We start from the raw sequence: 19483 nt of genomic DNA, 5'->3' as shown, positions 1-19483 counted from the left end.
AAAGTTTACTTTTGGGACAGCCTCTTGTCAGTTTAGCTCTTGTCCGTCAAACAAAGGAGTTTGTGATCGTCTGCGTACGAGGCTGCCGTTCAGCCTGCTTGATGAATCTCATTTCATTGCCGACAAAGCCGCAGACAGAGCATTGGATCTTTAATTCCGGCGCTTCCACCTGCTCGGGATTGTAGTACTCCTCGATGGCCCCGGTAACCGCGTTCTTGAGAAACTTTTGCGAATAACTGGTTATCACGCTGAATTTTACACGGTTGGAACGGCAGTCAGGACAATAATACGGTTTTTCCTCCATTTTATCACCTCTTGGCGCTAGTATCTCCAGCCGAGCCATTTTTATCTCCAAGGCGTTGACAAAACCGGCCGGCATCTTTATTGTAAGAGCAAAGAGATCTAAACCAATGCGATGGCAATAAGGAAGCACCTTTTGTCTATGGAATGCATCATTCCTTAGAATAGAGGTGTTTTTTGGTGTACGGAAAAGTATTCAGCGCTTGCCTCCACGGTATCGACGGCTGCCTGATCGAAGTGGAAATCGACCTGAGCAGCGGCTTGCCCCAGACAAGTATAGTCGGCTTGCCCGATTCGGCCATCCGGGAATCCATTGACAGGGTAAGGGCGGCGATGAAAAATTGCGGCTACAAATTCCCCTTGGAACGGATCACAGTGAACCTTGCCCCAGCCGATTTGCGCAAGGAAGGCTCCGCCTTCGACTTGGCCATAGCCATCGGCATACTGCTGACAAGCGGACAAATCAAGGGGGCTGAGCTGGAACAGAGCCTGATCTTGGGAGAACTAGCCTTGGACGGTTCGCTGCGGCCTGTGCCGGGTGTTCTTTCCATGGTCGCGCAAGCCAAATCAAGAGGGATCGCGAAAGTCATCGTGCCGAAAGAAAATGAAGGGGAAGCTTCATTGGTTGAGGGAATGGCAGTATGCGGCCTTCAACATTTAAAGCAGCTCGCTGCCGGTATGGAGCAGGAAATTATATTTAATGACTCGAAATATTCGCGTCCTTTAGTATATTCTCCTGCCGGCTCACACAACGAAGAGGACTATTCGGACGTGCGGGGCCAGCATCATGTGAAGAGAGCATTGACCATTGCGGCGGCCGGGATGCACAATATCCTGCTTATTGGCCCGCCGGGCACAGGCAAGACGATGCTCATTAAACGTCTTCCCTCTATCCTCTCCCCTCTTTCGGAGAAGGAGGCGCTGGAAGTGACAAGGATTTACAGCGCAGCGGGCAAGCTCAGCCAAATCAAAGCCCAGTTGATCCAAAGCCGGCCCTTCCGTTCGCCTCACCATACCACCTCGGCAGCGGGGCTCGTAGGCGGCGGTTCGATCCCAAAGCCGGGAGAAGCCAGCCTGGCTCACAGAGGCGTGTTGTTTCTAGATGAACTTCCGGAATTTTCCCGGAATGTGCTGGAAGTGCTCCGTCAGCCGCTGGAAGACCGGCAGGTCACCATATCCAGGGCGAGGGCGGTGTATACTTTCCCCTCCCACTTTATCTTTGCCGCATCGATGAACCCCTGTCCTTGCGGTTACCGCGGCTCTGAAACCGTAATCCGGAGGTGTACCTGCTCGCTGGCCAAAATCCTGCAGTACCGCTCCAAAATCTCGGGGCCGCTGCTTGACCGGATGGATCTGCATGTAGAAGTTCCCCGGATGGAATATGACGAGCTGAAAACACGGGAGAAGCAGCTCTCCTCCGCAGAAATGTACGCCTCCGTCGAGGCGGCCCATACAATCCAGACGGAAAGATACAAATATTCGGCGGTGGAGTTCAACGGTGAACTTACAGGAAGAATGCTGAGAACATTTTGCGAGATGGCGCCCGATGCGGAGGAACTGCTGCTGCAAACATTTGACGCATTAGGATTAAGCGTACGCGCCCATGACCGGATTCTGAAAATCGCACGTACGATAGCGGATCTTGAAGGCGGCGGTACAATAAGCACTCAGCATATAGCCGAAGCGGTCCAATATCGGAGCTTTGACCATAAAATCGACCTTTAGCATAACCGCCTGCAAATAATTTGCCGTCCGCAATAAGATCGCTGGTATAAATAATTTTATGTAAAACTCATCTTATTTTAATGTTTTTGGCGGAGAAAGCTTTATGATTGGAGTGTGTCACAAAACGGACACAAAATAAGGAGGGATTACTAATGAATGCTATCGCGGCGATTTTTAAAGGATTCGGGTTTGCACTGGTGTCGATTGGGACCTTGCCGTTTTTGCTGATCCAGATGTTGAGCGACCTGTAATTATACTCATTTTAGCTAAGACAGACAGAGGCTGCTTCCTGCCAGCAGATTTCTTCTGCTTCTTGAAGCAGCCCATTTTTTTAATCGGTTGTCGAGAACCAGTCGATTTTCTTTACAGCCAGAAGCTTCATTTGGCCCTGATATTGGTCATAAAGCTTCAAATTGTAGGTTTTCAGCGTTTCCAGCTTGAATATGAGACTGGGATCTTTAACGGCAATCTTATAGCCTTCTTCCTTACCTAGTTTCAACTTATCTGAAGAGAAAGCCGAGGACGAGGCGGTTTCGTCTCCCGTTTTAGGTTCGAGATCCTTCAAACTAAATTCTTTGGTGAAATTAATGCTTCCTTTCTCATCCTCCAGGCTCAGGACCAGCTTATGTCCGTCGACGTTGGTTTCAGCTGACAGATTCTTCGTGACTTCATAGTTAAAAATCAGCTTCACCCCCTCGCGGTCGAGCCAGGTATTGATTTTGCCCAATGTGAAGGTATAAGGAAAGATCGCAACCTTGTTCAAATCCTGTTTTACGCCTGCATCCTCAGAAGGCAGCCAATATTCAACCGCGTTCACATAGCCGTCGACCTTGGCTTCTTTTCCGGCAAGCTTGTTATCCGCAACCGATTCGCCTATGATTAGGCGCATTGCATCCGTCGGATAGTCTTTCGGAATCGTGGACCAAATATTAAGAAGCGCTTTGCTTTTGGGGCCGATTTTGGATTTGATTTCCGCTATCGCAGCAGGAAATACGGAGCCGTCCGGCGCTTTCAAGAGCGCTGTAAGTTTGGTGACGTCTGCATAACGTTTTTCCAGGTTTTCGATCTGCAGGGAAACGGAATACACGTCGGCTGAATCGCCTTTGTAGGTGTTGACGGCTTTAGGCATATACGCCGCCAGGCGTCCAATGCTCCGGGTGGTATACTTCTCGCCTTTGCCGATATAAGGAATGGCCATTAGCTCGGAGCTGTGAGAGAATTCCAGCAAATCGATCGTTTTGTCGGGATTTTCTTTTTCCTGCAGGACAAGCCTTACCGTTTTAAAAGTATTTGTATAAGGTATTTTGCCCATTATTTGCAGACTTGCCGATTGATCTGGAGAAAGGCCTATCACCTTGTCGGTTCTTACAAGCTTGGCATCCACCTTTACCGCTCCATCCAGCTCAAAATATCCTGTCAAGTCGGGGATCGGCAAAGAATCCGTCCCCTTATTCGACAAGGACAAATCAGCGGTTACGATGTCCTGGTCCTCCCACGGCAAACGATACAGTGCATTCAGCTTGACATTGTACACACCCGCTTTATCCGAAAAACTGTACTCCTTGCCCAAGGACACATTCTCCGTCACGCTTACGTTAGGAAGCTGATACTGTGCGACCGGCACATTTATTTTTACGCTGTTGTCGATCGAGACCGAATCCAGCATGATCAGCTGCCACCCGTCAGGACTGACGGAAACAGGAACGGATCCGGTGAGCTCCAGCTCTTTGGTAACCCGGGGGTTTATAGTAAGATCCTTGAGCCCCTTGGCCTCCAACGGATACATATAGCCTTCCGTCGTGCGGATCGCGAACTGATACGGTGGAATTACGGCATTCCTGCCGCCGGCGTTCTCGAACTGCAATATGACTGCCGGTAAATAAGTCTGCTCATTTTTGTTCATCAACAGCTTCTTGACATTCGTTTTGACCGCAGTGCCGCCAATCTGCAGCAGACGCCCGCTGCCAGCCGGCGTAATTTCCGAAAACTCGTCGCTGACGGAAATTTCTCCAATGTTATTTTCATAATTGTAAGAACTGAAATCCCACTTAACGAATTGGAACAAAAGATCGGACAAGCTGGTGGAATCGTTTACATAAGAGTAGAAATGAAGATTCTCTGTAGTTTGCGGGGCGATCCGGTTTTTGTCTTTATCGCTTGGCAGCGTTTTCACAGAAAATTGGCTGCCTGACTTGGTGCTGAGCCTTATCCAATAGTTGATGAACATCAGGTCAGACGCCTCTCCGTTATGCACGGATACCGTGAACGTAACTGCACTCTGCCCAGTGTCCGAAAGAAGATGCGCCTCTTTGAGCTCGAAATAGCTGTTCTTTGAGATCTGGACACGGCCAAGGGACGGAGCCTCCAGCATCCGGATGGAGCTGTCTATCGAATCCATCGAGGCAGCTGACGTCACTTCCGGCAAACAGGTCAGGCACAAAACGGCAGCCAAGCCCAACATAAGCTTTTTTCTGGTAAAATGGTTCATTCTGCTTTTCTCCCCTATCATTTGGCGATCTCATACGTTCCGGTAAAAACGGCGTATATGGGTTGCTCTTCATCCGCCGCAGCCGAAAATAGAATCCTGCATTACTATTCGCTTTGAAGGATGCCTTCTCCTTCCGGTTTATGAATTTTATATGAAGGAAAATGAGGATATTGAAAAAAAGCCGAACTGCTTGAGCCGGCTGACATTCCATTCCGTATCCAGGTTTAAAATGCGTTCTGCACATGGTCGATGCCTTCAAACAAACCCTCTTTGCTGAAGTGTACTCCAATGACATCAAAGCGGACTTGCCGCTCGTGCATCCCTTTGACCGTCAAATAATATTGTACGGTCTGGCGGACCTGGAGCTGCTTGGCCGCATTGACCGATTCCCGCGGTGTACCGAAACGGCCGGTGTTCCTCCTCGATCTGACCTCTACGAAGACAAGCAGGCCGTCCTTGTCGGCAACCAGATCGATTTCGCCGCTCCTGCAGCGCCAATTGCGATCGACAACAAGATACTGTTGTTCTTGCAAATACGCAGCCGCCGCATCTTCTCCGAGCGTGCCCAAACGCTTGCGTCCGTCCGGCTTGGAAGACTTCATAAAGGCCGCCCGGCTTGCTGGATTCTGCGGTCTGACTTGTAAAGAAAAGCCAGCACTTCCGCCACCAGATGATACAGCTCCGGCGGAATTTCCTGGTTAAGATCCAGCTTGGACAGCACCTCCACCAAAGAGGGATCCTCCTGGATCGGCACTCCATGGACCCTGGCTTTTTGGATGATCTGTTCCGCAGTCATCCCTTTTCCTTTAGCTGTAACCTTCGGCGCGCTTTCATGTTCCGGAGCATATTTAAGCGCCACCGCTTTCTTGACGGCCGCCGTCGCCGCCTGTTTGCCATTGTCCTTCATATTTTAAGATCCACACCTTTGTAAGGCTTCGTAAAGAACCTGGATTTGTCGATCGTATACCTCTCTTCTTCATTCGCTCCGTGGTCGTTGCGACTGCCTTCGTTAGCGTAGGACGGCTCCGGATAAGGTCCGCTTTTCAATGAGAGAAGCTGGTACCCGCCGGTCTGCAGCCCTTGCGAGATCTCTTCCCTGAAGCTTTCCAACACAGTAGTTGCCGCAGGATGGTCGTTATGAATTTGCAGGCTTACGATTTTATTGACCACCTGTACGTCGACAAGCGTGTCACCCATTGAATGCATCCTCAAATCAAACAGCAGCCTGCAGTTTTCGGAATCAAGCTCACCCCGGTTTCCCTTCCGGGACTGAATATGAACAGCGGCTGTCTGCCGGCCGCTGTCATTAACGAAAGGGATAAACAGCGTCATATGCGAAAAGAGAGCGGAGCGATCCGTTCTAAGCAGAAGCTGTTGGCCCGTCACCTGCTGCAGCGCTTGCTGCGAAGCTTCTTTTAAAGCTGGTGCAGTATCGTCGGAAGAAGCCAGTATCAGCAGAGCGCTTTTTAACGTTTCCGTCACTGACTTCGTATCCGCATCCGAACCCGCTAACGGGATTGCTGCAGCGCCGGAATAAGAGCTTCCTTCCGCTGTCGTCCTGGCCGGCGGCATGGCGGACTCGGGGAGACGGCTTACCCGCTGTTCATGGTCCAGACCGACAGCCTTCAGGATGCGCTCGATCCAACCAGCCTGTTCCCTGGAGGAATTGTAGGAAGCTTGCACATCTTCCGAACCGGAACCTTGTCCGGCAATTGCCGCTCGCTGCCCGTTCGGGGCCGCACGGTCCGCCGTGATACCGGAATCAACCGAGTTTGACGGGGCGGCAGCGGAATTAATAGAAGCCGTGAGAGACGGATTTGAGCTATGTTGTTCTGCGGATGGATGGTCAACTTGTGCTTCAACCGTATTAGCGCCTGAGGAAAGCCTAATCCGCTCGGTAACAAGATCCGTATTTTTGCCTGCTTTGAATGAACCCGACCTGGCAACAATCGCAGTCGACAGTTCGGAAGCATCAGCGTCCTTGCCAGCTGCAAGGCTGGCAGAGTCCCCCTGGTACTCGGAAGCGTCGAGACTTGCAGTGGCTCCATACGCCGCAGGAGCTTGAGGACCCGTAGTGGCGGCCCTGCTCCCCGATTCCCCGACATCCGCCGTGCCTTGAGGCCCCTGTGGCGCAGGCGCAAGGCTCGAGCTAGCCGTTTTCACCAGGCTGTCCTTCACATTCGTATCTGCATTCGCGGTCGCTGCTTCAAACGAGCCCTTCACAGCACCGGCTTTCTCGCCAGGAGCACCTTCCGCTGCTGCTGTACCTCCAGCCCTAACGCCATTGCCGTCGCTTACAACTTCCGCCTCACTCCCTAAACCTGCAGTGCCGCCACGTTGCTCCGCAGCAGGCCCTCCCGCTGAGGCCTCTTCTGCCGCCTGCATGACCTCACTGCCTGGCAGCTCGTCAGGCGACGATCCCGCTATCCTCCAATCTGCCGAAGCTTCCCCGTGTGAAGAAGCTCCTTCAGTAGAAGCCTGTGCAATCTGCCGCAGCACGGTCTGCAGCAATTCCATCGGCCTACGGATGCTTTCAGCAACCGGCTTGCCGTCTTTGAACACCGCTTCCACCTGCTCGCTGAGGTTTCTCAGCGTTTCATGCAGCGGCTGCCCGGCAACAGCCTGATGAATAGCAGTGACTGTGGCTTGCGTAAGCGGCAGTCCTCTGCCGAGCGCCATAACGGCCGCCTCGAGCATGTCCTTGACAGGCATTTCCTGCGGAAGCTGCCGTGCCAATTGCTGGATCTGCTGCACCGTCTCTTTGGACAAGGGAATTCCGGACTGATGGAGCGTCTGAATAATCTCTCGGATGGCGGGCAGATCTTTGAGCCCCATGTTCTTGATAAGATCAGCCAAGGAATCGTCAGCGATCCGGCCCTCAGACTGCTGCAGCGGCTTCAACACAATTTGGCCGCCTGCCGTTGTCTCAGGCTGAACCTGCAGCGTGGTAACCTGTCCGGGTTGAAGCGGCGTCTCCAACCGGGCTTTCACCACTATGCCGTTTATATTCACCAGTGCTTCCTGGTCGCCGCTCACTTGCAGCACGGTCCCTTTTACAATCTGACCCGGCTTCAATTCAAACGTTTTGGCATCGCCCGGCGCAGAATCCCCGATCAGTCCCCGCAAAATCCCGTTCATATTGATGCTCATCCGACACCTCCCCTTCACCGATTTATCGGCAGAACAGCAGCGCTCCTGTACTCCTTTTTCTAAAATAGCTCCAGCTGCTCCTGCTCCATCAACAAATTGCGGATAAACAGCTTTCTGTGAAGCGGCGTAGCTCCGAACTCGATAATTTTCTCCCTGTGCTGCCTGGTGGCGTAGCCTTTATGTATCGCAATTCCATACTGGGGATACTGCCGATCCCACTGAAGACACAGGCGGTCCCGCGTCACCTTCGCGATGATGGACGCCGCTGCAATCGACTGGCTAAGCGAATCCCCGTGTATAATCGCCAGCTGCCGGATCGGCACATCCACCTTTTCCGCGTCGACCAGCAAATACTCCGGCTTTATCCGCAAACCTTCCACCGCTTGCTTCATCGCCAGCCGCGCCGCCTGCTTGATGTTGATCCGTTCTATAGTGAGCACATCGACGACGCCTACGCCGACGCACACAGCTTGCTCCATGATCACCTCGTACAATTGTTCCCGTTTCTTGGCGGACAGCTTCTTGGAATCGTTAATCTCGTCCAGCGTAAAACTTTCCGGAAGGATCACCGCCGAAGCGACAACATCCCCGAAAAGACAGCCCCTGCCCACTTCATCTACTCCCGCTATTGCGGTAAACCCCTGCCTCCAGAGGTCTTGTTCATAATCCAGCATTAAAGGGTACCTCCCGGCTGTATTAGCCCGTTGTCCTTGCTTTTAAAATCGTTGATTCTCTCATTATACCTTATCCCTATGCCCCCTTCTACCGTTTCCGCAGGATTCATAGATTTCAAAATAAGCAAAAAAAAGAAGCCATGAATGGAATTCACGCACTTCCCTGCTTTATTCCTGTTTATCCAAGCCTTCCAAAATAGAGCCGTCCGGCCGCTCCAGGGAGATTCTGCCCAGCTTCCCGGCACGCAGATCGCGCAGGATGACCATCGACGCTTTTTCCAGATCGACGCGGCCTCCGCTCATCAAAGCGCCTCTTTTGCGGCCAACCGCCTCCATCACTTTAACGATTTCGTCCGTGTCCGACGGATCTTCCACCTTCACATCTATGCCGAAGCGCTCCTGGATAGAGAAACCGTAAGTTTGAAGCAGATAGCGGACGACGAAGAAGGCGATATCCTCGGGATGAAGGATTTCCTCGCGGATGGAACCGATCGCGGCGAGGCGCAAGCCCACATTCTGGTCCTCGAACTTGGGCCACAGAATACCCGGAGTGTCGAGCAGCTCCATTTCAGTTCCAACCTTAATCCATTGCTGTCCTTTCGTGACGCCCGGCTTGTCGCCCGTAGCCGCGATTTTGCGCCCTGCCATCCGGTTGATCAGCGTCGATTTGCCGACATTGGGAATGCCCACGATCAGAGCCCTGAGGGCCCTGGGGTTAATCCCTTTGCTTATCTGCTTGTTGATCTTCTCCGCCAAAAGCTTCTTCGAACGGGGGATGATCTCTTTCACCTGCCCGCCGGAAACCGCATCGATTGGAAGAGCCTCCAGGCCCTTTTCCGCAAAATAGTCCACCCATTCGCGGGTAACCTCGGGATCGGCCAAATCGAACTTATTCAAAAGGACAAGCCGAGGCTTGCCCTGTAAAATTTCATCAATCATCGGATTGCGGCTTGAAACGGGCACACGCGCATCGAGCAGTTCAATCGCCATGTCGATCAGCTTAAGCTTTTCCTGGATCTGCCGTTTCGCACGGGTCATATGTCCCGGAAACCATTGAATCGTCATGCACACACCTCATCTTTTATACGGGCATCTTGAAGTTATCGGCCGTTTATACTATTTGCGCACCCATCCGAACTTTTCAAGCGGCCAGAAAATCAAGTCGGCCCGGCCGACGATCTGGCCATAAGAGACAAACCCAACCATCGAAGAACGACTGTCCAGGGAATTGGAGCGGTTGTCTCCCATTACGAAAATTTTGCCTTCCGGCACTTTGGCTTCCGCAAAGTTCGTTGAATTGTAGGGTCTCCCGTTTTTCGACGCTTCATCCAAAGCTTCCTTCAAATAAGGCTCGTCCAGCTGGGCGCCGTTGATATAGACCTTGTCTCCGTCGACTCGAACGGTTTCCCCCGGCAATGCAATGACTCTCTTTATATAATCCTTATCTTTGGTCGCGTGAAAGACGATGACTTCTCCCCGTTGCGGCTTGCGCACCGATAAAATGAATTTGTTCACAATCAGCCTTTCCGCCGTATAAAAGTTAGGCTCCATCGAAGGTCCGTCCACGATAAATGGAGCAAAAACGAACCAGCGGATTATGAACACTAGTGCGGCAGCGATCAGGAGAGCCTTGATCCATTCCCATGCTTCACTTTTTATTGTGCTTTTCTGTTCTGCAGCTTGTTCCTGCCCCATGAATCCATCCCTCTCGCTTATTAAAAATCTTTACAAAGAAAACGAAAGGGGACTTGTTACCAAGCCCCCGGTTACGTTATCGAATTTCTTGAATTCTCGCTGCTTTACCACGCAGGCTGCGAAGATAATAAAGCTTCGCACGACGGACCTTACCACGGCGAGCCACTTCGATCTTATCAATCTTCGGAGAGTGAAGCGGGAAAGTTCTTTCAACGCCTACACCGTAAGAGATTTTACGAACAGTGAAGGTTTCGCTGATGCCGCCGCCGCGGCGCTGGATAACTACACCTTCGAAAAGCTGAATACGCTCGCGGGATCCCTCGATAACTTTAACGTGTACCTTGAGAGTGTCCCCCGGACGGAAATTCGGCAGGTCTTGGCGCAGCTGCTCTCTCGTAATTTCTTGAATCAGATTCATACATGACTCCCTCCTTCCACACAGGTGTTCATTCCGCTTCTATGAATGCAAGGATCTCAGCTGTCAGCGCGTAGAGGACCACCGTATTAAAAAACAATCATAACAGAAGATATATTACCACAACGACCATTAAAACACAATATTAAGTTTCGCTTCCTGCTAGCCGCCATTTTCTCCAGCTTCCGACTCAAGTTCCCGTTTGAGCTCCTCCAGCCACTGCCTGTCCGCCTTGGTCAGCTCAATCCGCGAGAGCAGCTCCGGCCTCCGCTGCAGCGTGCGCTTCAACGACTCTCTGCGCCGCCAGGCCGCGACATTTTCGTGATGTCCGGACAGAAGCACCTCAGGCACTTCCCAATCGCGAAACTTGACCGGTCTCGTATAGTGCGGATACTCAAGTAAACCGGTGCTGAACGAATCCGTAACGGCGGACAGCTCGTTCCCCAGAACGCCCGGCAGCAGACGCACGATACTGTCGATGATCACCATGGCAGGCAGCTCTCCGCCGGTCAGCACGTAATCCCCGATCGACAGCTCGTCCGTCACCAAATGCTGGCGGATCCGCTCGTCATACCCTTCGTAGTGTCCGCAGATGAACGCAAGATGCCGCTCTGCTGCGAGCTCCTCCGCTTTTTCCTGCGTAAAACGCTCCCCTTGGGGACACATCAGTATAACGCGCGGGCGAACGCCGTCTGCCGACTGCAGAGCTTCAACGGCCGAGAACACCGGTTCCGCTTTCAGTACCATTCCACCGCCGCCGCCGTACGGGTAATCGTCCACAGTATTATGCTTGTTGCCTGCGTAATCGCGAAAGTTGATGACATTCAGGGACACGATATTCTTATCTCTCGCTTTCCCCAGAATGCTGGAAGAGAACACGCCTTCGAACATAGCCGGAAACAAACTCAATACGTCAATTTTCATCAATCGATTAATCCTTCCATGATATGCACCTTCACCAGCTTCCGCTCAACATCCACATCCAGAAGAACTTCGTCAATGATGGGAAGAAGGACCGGCTTCCCTTTCGGGCGTTTCACCACCCATACGTCGTTGGCTCCCGGGCTCAGAATCTCTTCCACCGTGCCGAGCTCTTCCCCTTCATCTGTCACCACCGTGCAGCCAATGATCTCGTGATAGTAATACTCGTCCTCTTCCAGGTCCACAAGCTCGTCTTCCGTAACTTTTAGCAGCCAGCCTTTATATTTTTCCACAACATTGATATCATTCATGCCCTGGAAAAGAACCATGTGCATATTTTTATGCTCTCGAGCGCTTTCCACCACAACAGGTACGGCGGTATGCTGCTCCGGATGAAACAGGACGAGCCTGCTGCCTTTGGTGAAGCGGATATCCGGAAAATCGGTCTGCGGCACTACCTTGAGCTCGCCTTTGATGCCGTGCGTGTTCACCACTTTGCCTACCGTATATAAATTTGATTTCAATGCCGTATCCTCCGTCTCAAATTAACTTAAACCCGCAAGGAACGGAACGTCCGAGCTTTCATGAACTTGAACCCCGGGGTGATGGGAAACGTGCGAACTTTCATTAGCTCAACCCGAGGTCATAGGAACGTCCGAACTTTTGTGTGAGTGGAACAATGAGTCTTAAGCGTCCCCGGGAATAGAAGAAAAAGGCTAGGACGGATCCTAACCCTTGCTTCTATCAAGAAAACTTAAGAGACAATCTCGACGGAGACGCGCTTCGTCTCTTTGACCGCCGCCGAGGTGACTACCGTACGAAGGGCTTTGGCGATGCGTCCTTGTTTGCCGATGATCTTGCCCACATCCGAAGGATGGACGGACAGTTCGTAAACTTTGGATGCGTCGTTCTCAACCACATTCACACGCACCTCATCGGGGTAGTCGACTAACGCTTTAGCGATAACGGTAATCAGATCCTTCATCGTACCCTCCGAACAACAGATTATTTCTGCTGCTTAAGCTCGTGGAACTTTGTCAGAATGCCTGCCTTGCTGAAAAGGGAACGCACGGTATCGGAAGCTTGAGCGCCGCTTTGCAGCCATTTCAACGCTTTCTCTTCATCGATGTTGACAAGAGCCGGTTGTGCGACCGGGTTGTAAGTACCGATTTCCTCGATAAAACGTCCGTCGCGCGGAGAACGGGAATCAGAAACTACCAAACGGTAGAAAGGCGCTTTGTGAGCACCGATACGTTTTAGACGAATGCGTGTTGCCATGAAAAATTCACCTCCTACATAAAATTCACTTATTGTAATGTCCCCACAAAGTCAAGATGGCCTCAACCGAACGGGAACTTGAAGCCTTTGCCCAGCTTGCCGGCCAAGCCCTTCATGCCTTTCATGCCTTTCGGGTTCATCATGCCCGAGAACTGCTTCATCATCTTGCGCATATCTTCAAACTGCTTGATGAAACGATTCACATCCTGCAAGGAATTGCCGCTTCCGAGAGCGATCCGCTTTCTGCGGCTTGCATTGATCATCTCGGGTTTGGACTTCTCTTCCTTCGTCATCGAACGGACGATCGCCGTAATCTTGCCGATCTGTTTATCGTCCACCTTCAAGTCCTTCATGCCTTTCATTTGACCGGCTCCCGGCAGCATATCGAGAATTTGGTCCAAAGGCCCGAGCTTCTTCACCTGCTCCATCTGCTCGAGGAAATCGTCGAACGTAAATTCGGCGTTGCGCATCTTGCGCTCCATCTCCTTGGCCTTGTCCGCGTCAATTCCGGCTTGTGCTTTCTCGATAAGCGAGAGTACGTCGCCCATACCGAGGATCCTGGAGGCCATCCGGTCGGGGTAGAACGGCTCCAACGGATCCATCTTTTCGCCCATACCGACAAACTTGATGGGACAGCCGGTGACCGCTTTAACCGATAAGGCTGCGCCGCCGCGGGTGTCGCCGTCCAGCTTTGTCAGCACGACGCCCGTCAGCTCCAGCTGCTTGTGGAAGCTTTCGGCCACATTGACCGCATCCTGGCCCGTCATCGCATCGACGACCAGCAGGATTTCATCAGGGTTAACCGCTTCGCGGATGTTTGTGATCTCTTCCATCAGGCTTTCATCGACATGCAAGCGGCCCGCTGTATCGATAATCATGTAGTCGTGGTTATTTTCTCTTGCAAATTCCAAACCCTTGGCTGCGATCTCCACCGGACTGGTCTGATCCCCCATGGAGAAAACGGGAACTTTGAGCTGCTCACCGAGCACCTGCAGCTGCTTGATCGCGGCGGGACGGTAAATATCGCCTGCCACCAGCAGAGGGCGGTGATTCTGCTTCTTCAGCATAAGCGCCAGCTTCCCGGATGCGGTTGTTTTACCGGCACCCTGTAGGCCCGCCATCAGAATGACCGTAGGAGGCTTGTTCGCTTTCGCCAGCTTGCTCTGCGTGCCTCCCATCAGTTCGGTCAGCTGTTTATTTACAATATCCACGACGATCATTCCGGGAGTGAAGCTTTTCAGCACTTCCTGTCCGATCGCCTGCTCTTTGACTTTGGCTACAAAATCTTTAACCACCTTAAAGTTGACGTCCGCTTCCAGCAGGGCCAGGCGAACCTCGCGAAGGGCTTCATTCACATCTTCTTCAGTAAGCTTTCCTCTGCTTTTCAGCTTGCTGAACACATTCTGCAAACGGCTTGCCAAACCTTCGAATGCCATGAATGATCACCTCTTTCATTTGCTGAACTTCATCATCATATTTATGTGGAATCCTCTAATCCAGCATTTCCCGGATTAAAGACCTTAGCTCGCGCAAGGAGCCGGAGTCCTCAGACAGCCGCTCAAGCGCAGAATCCAGCCGATTCGCGATCTGCGTTCTGTGCTCGTGCTTGGCTGCGAGCCCAAGCTTGCTTTCATAATCGGTCAGCGTCTGTTCGGCACGTTTGATGTGCTCGTAGACAGCCTGTCTGCTGATGCTAAATTCGGCCGCAATTTCCCCTAACGAATAATCGTCATGGAAATAATGCTTGAGAAACATCTGCTGCTTCTCGGTCAGCAGCGGCTCGTAAAAGTCGAACAGCCTGTTGATTCGATTGGTTTTCTCCAATACATGATCATCGGTCAAGTCGTTCGCCCCCGTTAACGTAAAACACTTTACAGCAACATTGACTAGTGTACCCAATCTGCGGACGGTTGTCAAGTATTAAACCTTGTCAGTGTTAACCACGCATCGAATAGTGCCGCTGTCTAACTTCCGCCGGGCTGCAGTGGCGGGAGACCACCAGCCGTGCAACTCCACAACGCGTGCCGGGAGAGGCGTACGTTGTGGCGTTACACCTCTTCTTTCTCGGCTTCCTCGCTGATCAAACCGGCAAACAGTGCGTGAACGAACTGTTCGGAGTCGAACGGCTGCAGGTCGTCCATCTTCTCCCCCAGGCCGACGAATTTGACCGGAATATCCAGCTCCTGGCGGATGGCGATTACTATCCCGCCTTTGGCCGTGCCGTCCAGTTTAGTGAGCACCAGGCCGGTCAAGCCCGTTTTGTCGCCGAACGTCTTCGCCTGGTTCAGCGCGTTCTGGCCTGTAGTCGCGTCGAGCACCAGCAGCACCTCGTGCGGAGCTCCGGGCACCTCCCGGCCAAGCACGCGGTAAATCTTGTTAAGCTCCTCCATCAGGTTCACTTTGTTCTGCAGGCGGCCTGCCGTATCGCACAGCAGAATGTCCGCGCCTCTCGCTTTGGCGGCCTGGACGGCATCGAACATAACCGCGGCAGGGTCGGAGCCCGCAGACTGCTTGATCACGTCAACGCCGGCGCGCTGGCCCCAAGTCTCAAGCTGCTCGATCGCTCCGGCCCTGAACGTGTCGCCGGCGGCAAGCAGCACTTTCTTGCCTTCGGATTTGAAGCGGTGCGCCATTTTGCCGATGGTGGTGGTTTTGCCGACACCGTTGACGCCGACGAACAGGATGACTGTCAACCCTTCGGACGCCATGCGCAGCGACCTGTCCTCGTCTCCCTTGAGCAAGCCGACCAGCTTCTCGGACAGCACCGGCTGCAGCTCGGCCGCGTTCTCGATCTTCCGCTTGCGCACCTCCGCCCGCAAATCGTCGATCAGGTCCATCACTGTGGAAATCCCCACGTCGGCTCCGATCAGAATTTCCTCAAGCTCCTCGTAGAACTCTTCGTCGATTTTTTTCCGGCGTAAGATCAAATCCTCCACACGCTCCACAAACGCCGTCCTGGTCTTGGTCAACCCGTCTTTAAACTTGGAAGTGACCGCCTCGGTCTTGCTCGAAATACTTTCCTTCAGCTTTTTGAAAAAACTCATCGTATAGCCTCCAAAGTTTATCTGATTTGATCCCGAGCAACAATCGGTTAAAAGCTAGAGAATATACAAGGCCTCTGGACAACCGGTTCCCGGAAAGCTTCTCCTGTCCCGGGACAGCTTCGTCAGGACGCCGGAATCATCGCTTCTTCGTCCTCCAGTCGCACGGATACGAGCTTGGACACTCCGCCTTCCTGCATCGTCACACCGTAAAGCACGTCGGCCTCTTCCATTGTTCCTTTGCGGTGGGTGACGACGATGAACTGCGTCTGCTCGGAGAATTCGCGCAGGTATTCGGCGAAGCGGGACACGTTAGCTTCATCGAGCGCAGCTTCAACTTCATCCAGCACGCAGAACGGAACCGGCTTGACGCGCAGAATCGAGAACAGCAGCCCGATCGCCGTCAAGGCACGCTCTCCGCCTGAAAGCAGCTGCAGGTTCTGCAGCTTTTTGCCAGGCGGTTGAGCGACAATTTCGATACCGGTCGTCAGCAGGTTGTCCGGCTCCGAAAGAATCAGGTCGGCCCTCCCGCCGCCGAACAGTTTCGCAAAAACGACGACGAAGTGCTTGCGGATTTCGTCGAAGGTCGTCCGGAACCGTTTGGACATTTCGCCGTCGATTTCCCGGATGATGTTGTAGAGCGTCGTTTTCGCTTCGATCAGGTCGTTCTTCTGCTCATTCAGGAACTGATAGCGCTCATTGACGCGTTCGAATTCATCAATCGCCCCGAGGTTCACATCGCCTAACGCGGAGATTCCGCGCCTCAGCTCCTTCAACGTGGTTTGGGCCGCCTCGATGTCCTCAGGCACCTTGTATCGTTCTTTCGCCAGCTCGAAGCTCAAGAAATACTCCTCCGACAGCTTCTTGAGCAGGTTCTCCAGCTCCACATCCAGACGGTTCACGCGCACCTCCGTCTGTCTCAGCTGTTCCTCGACCTGCTTCAATTCGCTGCGCTGCTCGCGCGTATGGCTCTCCTCCTGCTCCAGCTTGCGCACCCATTCCGAGCGCTCCGCCCGCTTGAACTCGATCTGCTCCGTGCACTTCTGCTTACGCTGCCTGAGCGAGTCCAGCTCCTCAAGCTGCCGCGACAGTTCGCTCTCGTTCGCTTCTCGGTCCCGCTGCAGCCGCTCCAGCAGCTGCAGGTTGGAGGCGAGCTCCCCGCCCAGCGACTGGAGCTCGCTTTCGGAACGGCGCTGCTGCTCCGAAAGCGTTGCCCTTTCCTGAGCGGCTGCCGCCACGCTTACCTTCAGTTCCGTGAGCTGCTCCTGCAGCTCTTCCTTCTGGGATTCGCTCGCCTTGCGCGCAATCTCGGCCTGGCGGATAGCCTCCTGCAGGTCGGCTTCCTCCTGATGCTGCTTCGCAAGCGCCGCTTCCGCATCAGCCTTCTTAGCCTGGAAATCCTGCGTCTCCAGGCCGAACATCTCGCTTTCCTGCTTGTACGCCGCCAGCTGGTTCTCGATCTGTTTGAACTCCGATTCGAGCGAGTTCAGCTCAGCCCTTACCTGCTGCTCCTCGATACGCTTCTGTTCCCCCTCCTGGCGCAGACCTTCCATCGTCATCATATCTGTCGTAATATCGTGCTTGATCCGGGAAGCGTCCGCCTTCAGTGTCTCCAGCCCAGCTTCTGTGTTACGAATTTCCGCGCCCATCTCGTCGATCAGGCGCTGCCGGCCGAGCAGGCTGGTCGTCTTTTTCTGCTGGCTGCCTCCCGTCATCGATCCTCCTGGGTTGACGACGTCCCCTTCGAGCGTCACAACCCGGTAGCGGTACTGTCCTTTAGCCGCAAGCCGGTTCGCATCCTCCAAAGTTTCCGCAATCACAACATGGCCGAGCAGGCTGGAGAAAATCGGGCGATAAGTTTCATCGAACGAAATAAGGTCCACGCCAAGGCCGACAAAACCGGGCGTACTCCCAAGTATCTTCCGTTCTCCGTCCGGCACCGTCCTTCCGCGGATGACGTCCAAAGGCAGGAAGGTCGCCCTTCCGAGCTGTCTCCGCTTTAAGAACGAAATCGCCTCGCGTCCCTCGGCTTCACTGCCGACGACGACATGCTGCAGCGCTCCGCCCAGAGCCGTCTCTATCGCAATTTCCACCTTCGCGGGAACCTTGACCAGCTCCGCCACCGCGCCGTGTATGCCTCGCAGCCCGTCGGGACGGTTCTTGGCTTTCAGCACCTCTTTGACCCCGTGCATAAAGCCGTCGTAGTCGTTCTGCATCTCTACCATCGTATCCCTGCGGGAGACGAGAGCGTCAATCCGCTGCTCCCACTTCCGCACCGTGCCCTGCAACTCGTCCACCTGAGCCTGCTTATTTTTCAAAGCGTGGGTCACGTCCACGTACCGTGTGCGGACCTCTTCGATCCGCTGCACCGCTTCCTCCAGCTTGGCCTTGAGCTCCTTTCGGCGACCGCCCGCCTGCTCCTTCTGCTCGAGCCATCTGGCATGGTCTTCGCCCAGCTTGTCCAGCCTTCGCTTGATGCTCTCCATTTGCTGCTCCGCGTAGCGGATCTCGTTGCGCGTCTGCGCCATCTGGTTGAGCTTTTCCAGCAGCTCCGACTTCAAATGGTCCTCCGCAGTGGAGGAAATGCCGCCCGTCACGCCCAGCAGCCGTTCCTCCTCCCGCGTAAGCTTCGCCTGAAACTCGGCGAGCTCCACCGACCTCCTGATGATTTTTTCCCGCATCGCCTCAATTTCAGCTGTTCGTTCCTTGATCCGGACCTCCTGCGCGGTCACCGTCTGCTCCAGCTGGCTTTGGTTCGCGGCCATATTCCTTCGGCGCTCCTTCAACAGCTCTCCGTGCCCTTCGCATTTCTCGAAATCCTCGCTGATCTGCAGCAAATGGCCCTGCAGCGTCTCCAGCTCCTGCTCCAGCCTGCGGGTTTCATAGCGGTGCTTTTCCAGCTTGGCGTCATGCTGATTGACGATCGAGGCCAGCTGCACCTGCTTCTCCTCCAGCTCGGCCATTTTTTCCTTGGCTGCGCTCCACGATATGTAAATTTGCTCGATTTGGTAGACGTACATCGCAATTTCACTGTGCTTAAGCTCTTCCTTCAGCTTCTTGAATTCCACGGCCTTCCGGGCCTGGTTGCGAAGGGGCTCGATCTGGTCTTCCAGCTCCGACACCAGGTCGTGGATCCGCAGCAGATTTTGCTCCGTGTCCCCAAGCTTCTTCTCGGCTTCCTTCTTGCGCGATTTATATTTGACGATTCCCGACGCTTCTTCAAAAATAACCCGTCGGTCCTCCGATTTCGTGCTTAGAATTTCTTCGATCCGGCCCTGTCCTATAATGGAATAAGCCTCTTTGCCGATACCTGTGTCCATGAACAGCTCTGTAATATCTTTTAAACGGCAGGCCTGTCTGTTGATAAAATATTCACTGTCCCCGCTGCGGTGGACCCTGCGCGTAACCGTCACTTCCGCAAAATCCAAAGAAAGCGCCCCGTCGCCGTTGTCCAGCGTTAAAGACACTTCACCGAAGTTCACAGCTTTTCTCGCGTCGCTGCCGGCAAAAATAATATCTTCCATCTTTCCGCCCCGCAAAGACCGCGCGCTTTGTTCCCCCAGCACCCAGCGGATGCCGTCCGAAATGTTGCTTTTGCCGCTCCCGTTCGGTCCGACGACAGCCGTGATCCCTTTCACAAATTCCAGCTCCGTCTTGTCCGCGAAGGACTTGAAACCGGAAAGCTCGATACGCTTCAAAAACAAATGACTCACCTCAACGCTATTGTAACATATCGTTACGCTTCGCTCTATGCCCAAAGGCTATATTAACCGACAAAGTGGCGTGAAGCATCGGA

The 19483-nt window shown here is 53.4% G+C and carries 17 protein-coding genes and 1 pseudogene; 1 reads left to right on the top strand and 17 read right to left on the bottom strand.

Annotated elements, in window-relative coordinates:
* Nucleotides 1-46: 46 nt before the first annotated feature.
* A complete protein-coding gene (locus ACZ5N7_RS03790) occupies nucleotides 47-304 on the bottom strand; it encodes a hypothetical protein (protein ID WP_464657545.1) in 258 nt (85 codons plus the stop codon).
* Between the two features lie 176 nt (nucleotides 305-480).
* On the opposite strand from ACZ5N7_RS03790, the gene ACZ5N7_RS03785 reads away from it, so the two are divergent.
* Nucleotides 481-2025 carry a YifB family Mg chelatase-like AAA ATPase gene (locus tag ACZ5N7_RS03785; RefSeq protein ID WP_464657543.1) on the top strand — a complete coding sequence of 515 codons (1545 nt, stop codon included), beginning with the start codon at nucleotides 481-483 and terminating at the stop codon, nucleotides 2023-2025.
* Nucleotides 2026-2356: 331 nt separating this feature from the next.
* On the opposite strand, the gene ACZ5N7_RS03780 is transcribed toward ACZ5N7_RS03785, so the two are convergent.
* The 16 genes and pseudogenes from ACZ5N7_RS03780 to smc all read right to left on the bottom strand — a co-directional run bounded on the left by ACZ5N7_RS03780 (nucleotide 2357) and on the right by smc (nucleotide 19391).
* A complete protein-coding gene (locus ACZ5N7_RS03780) occupies nucleotides 2357-4513 on the bottom strand; it encodes a hypothetical protein (protein ID WP_464657541.1) in 2157 nt (718 codons plus the stop codon).
* A 224-nt stretch (nucleotides 4514-4737) separates the two neighbouring features.
* Entirely contained in the window at nucleotides 4738-5115 is a 378-nt protein-coding gene (locus tag ACZ5N7_RS03775; RefSeq protein ID WP_464657539.1) for a YraN family protein, read from the bottom strand.
* On the bottom strand, nucleotides 5112-5420 hold the full coding sequence (locus ACZ5N7_RS03770; RefSeq protein ID WP_464657537.1) for an EscU/YscU/HrcU family type III secretion system export apparatus switch protein: 309 nt from the start codon (nucleotides 5418-5420) through the stop codon (nucleotides 5112-5114). Before ACZ5N7_RS03770 ends, ACZ5N7_RS03775 begins: the two co-directional genes overlap by 4 nt.
* The gene (locus tag ACZ5N7_RS03765) at nucleotides 5417-7663 is read right to left on the bottom strand and encodes a DNA polymerase III subunit gamma/tau domain-containing protein (protein WP_464657535.1); all 2247 of its coding nucleotides are present in this window, start codon (nucleotides 7661-7663) and stop codon (nucleotides 5417-5419) included. The genes ACZ5N7_RS03770 and ACZ5N7_RS03765 overlap by 4 nt, the downstream gene beginning before the upstream one ends.
* A gap of 59 nt (nucleotides 7664-7722) precedes the next feature.
* Nucleotides 7723-8355: pseudogene (locus ACZ5N7_RS03760) on the bottom strand (ribonuclease HII); the annotation flags it as partial.
* A gap of 150 nt (nucleotides 8356-8505) precedes the next feature.
* The gene (ylqF, locus tag ACZ5N7_RS03755) at nucleotides 8506-9402 is read right to left on the bottom strand and encodes a ribosome biogenesis GTPase YlqF (RefSeq protein WP_464657533.1); all 897 of its coding nucleotides are present in this window, start codon (nucleotides 9400-9402) and stop codon (nucleotides 8506-8508) included.
* Between the two features lie 51 nt (nucleotides 9403-9453).
* A complete protein-coding gene (gene lepB, locus ACZ5N7_RS03750; RefSeq protein WP_464657531.1) occupies nucleotides 9454-10032 on the bottom strand; it encodes a signal peptidase I in 579 nt (192 codons plus the stop codon).
* Between the two features lie 76 nt (nucleotides 10033-10108).
* Nucleotides 10109-10450: a 50S ribosomal protein L19 gene (gene rplS, locus ACZ5N7_RS03745; protein ID WP_464657529.1), complete on the bottom strand. Its 342-nt coding sequence runs from the start codon at nucleotides 10448-10450 to the stop codon at nucleotides 10109-10111.
* 159 nt (nucleotides 10451-10609) lie between these two features.
* Nucleotides 10610-11371 (bottom strand): tRNA (guanosine(37)-N1)-methyltransferase TrmD, encoded by a 762-nt coding sequence (gene trmD, locus ACZ5N7_RS03740; protein WP_464657528.1) that lies wholly within the window; start codon nucleotides 11369-11371, stop codon nucleotides 10610-10612.
* Nucleotides 11371-11892, bottom strand: coding sequence for a ribosome maturation factor RimM (gene rimM, locus ACZ5N7_RS03735; RefSeq protein WP_464657526.1), 522 nt, complete (start codon nucleotides 11890-11892; stop codon nucleotides 11371-11373). The genes trmD and rimM overlap by 1 nt, the downstream gene beginning before the upstream one ends.
* A gap of 230 nt (nucleotides 11893-12122) precedes the next feature.
* Nucleotides 12123-12353, bottom strand: coding sequence for a KH domain-containing protein (locus ACZ5N7_RS03730; protein WP_464657524.1), 231 nt, complete (start codon nucleotides 12351-12353; stop codon nucleotides 12123-12125).
* A 20-nt stretch (nucleotides 12354-12373) separates the two neighbouring features.
* Nucleotides 12374-12646, bottom strand: coding sequence for a 30S ribosomal protein S16 (gene rpsP, locus ACZ5N7_RS03725; protein WP_464657522.1), 273 nt, complete (start codon nucleotides 12644-12646; stop codon nucleotides 12374-12376).
* Nucleotides 12647-12708: 62 nt separating this feature from the next.
* Nucleotides 12709-14082 (bottom strand): signal recognition particle protein, encoded by a 1374-nt coding sequence (gene ffh, locus ACZ5N7_RS03720; RefSeq protein WP_464657520.1) that lies wholly within the window; start codon nucleotides 14080-14082, stop codon nucleotides 12709-12711.
* A gap of 55 nt (nucleotides 14083-14137) precedes the next feature.
* Complete coding sequence (gene ylxM, locus ACZ5N7_RS03715; protein WP_464657518.1) at nucleotides 14138-14488, bottom strand: YlxM family DNA-binding protein; 351 nt, start codon at nucleotides 14486-14488, stop codon at nucleotides 14138-14140.
* 206 nt (nucleotides 14489-14694) lie between these two features.
* Nucleotides 14695-15690 (bottom strand): signal recognition particle-docking protein FtsY, encoded by a 996-nt coding sequence (gene ftsY / locus ACZ5N7_RS03710; RefSeq protein WP_464657516.1) that lies wholly within the window; start codon nucleotides 15688-15690, stop codon nucleotides 14695-14697.
* A gap of 122 nt (nucleotides 15691-15812) precedes the next feature.
* Nucleotides 15813-19391 carry a chromosome segregation protein SMC gene (smc, locus tag ACZ5N7_RS03705; RefSeq protein ID WP_464657514.1) on the bottom strand — a complete coding sequence of 1193 codons (3579 nt, stop codon included), beginning with the start codon at nucleotides 19389-19391 and terminating at the stop codon, nucleotides 15813-15815.
* Between the last annotated feature and the right edge of the window lie 92 nt (nucleotides 19392-19483).

Source organism: Paenibacillus sp. JCM 18996, assembly GCF_055392555.1.
The sequence above is the reverse complement of the archived record's forward strand: the minus strand, read 5'-3'. Positions and strand labels throughout refer to the sequence as shown.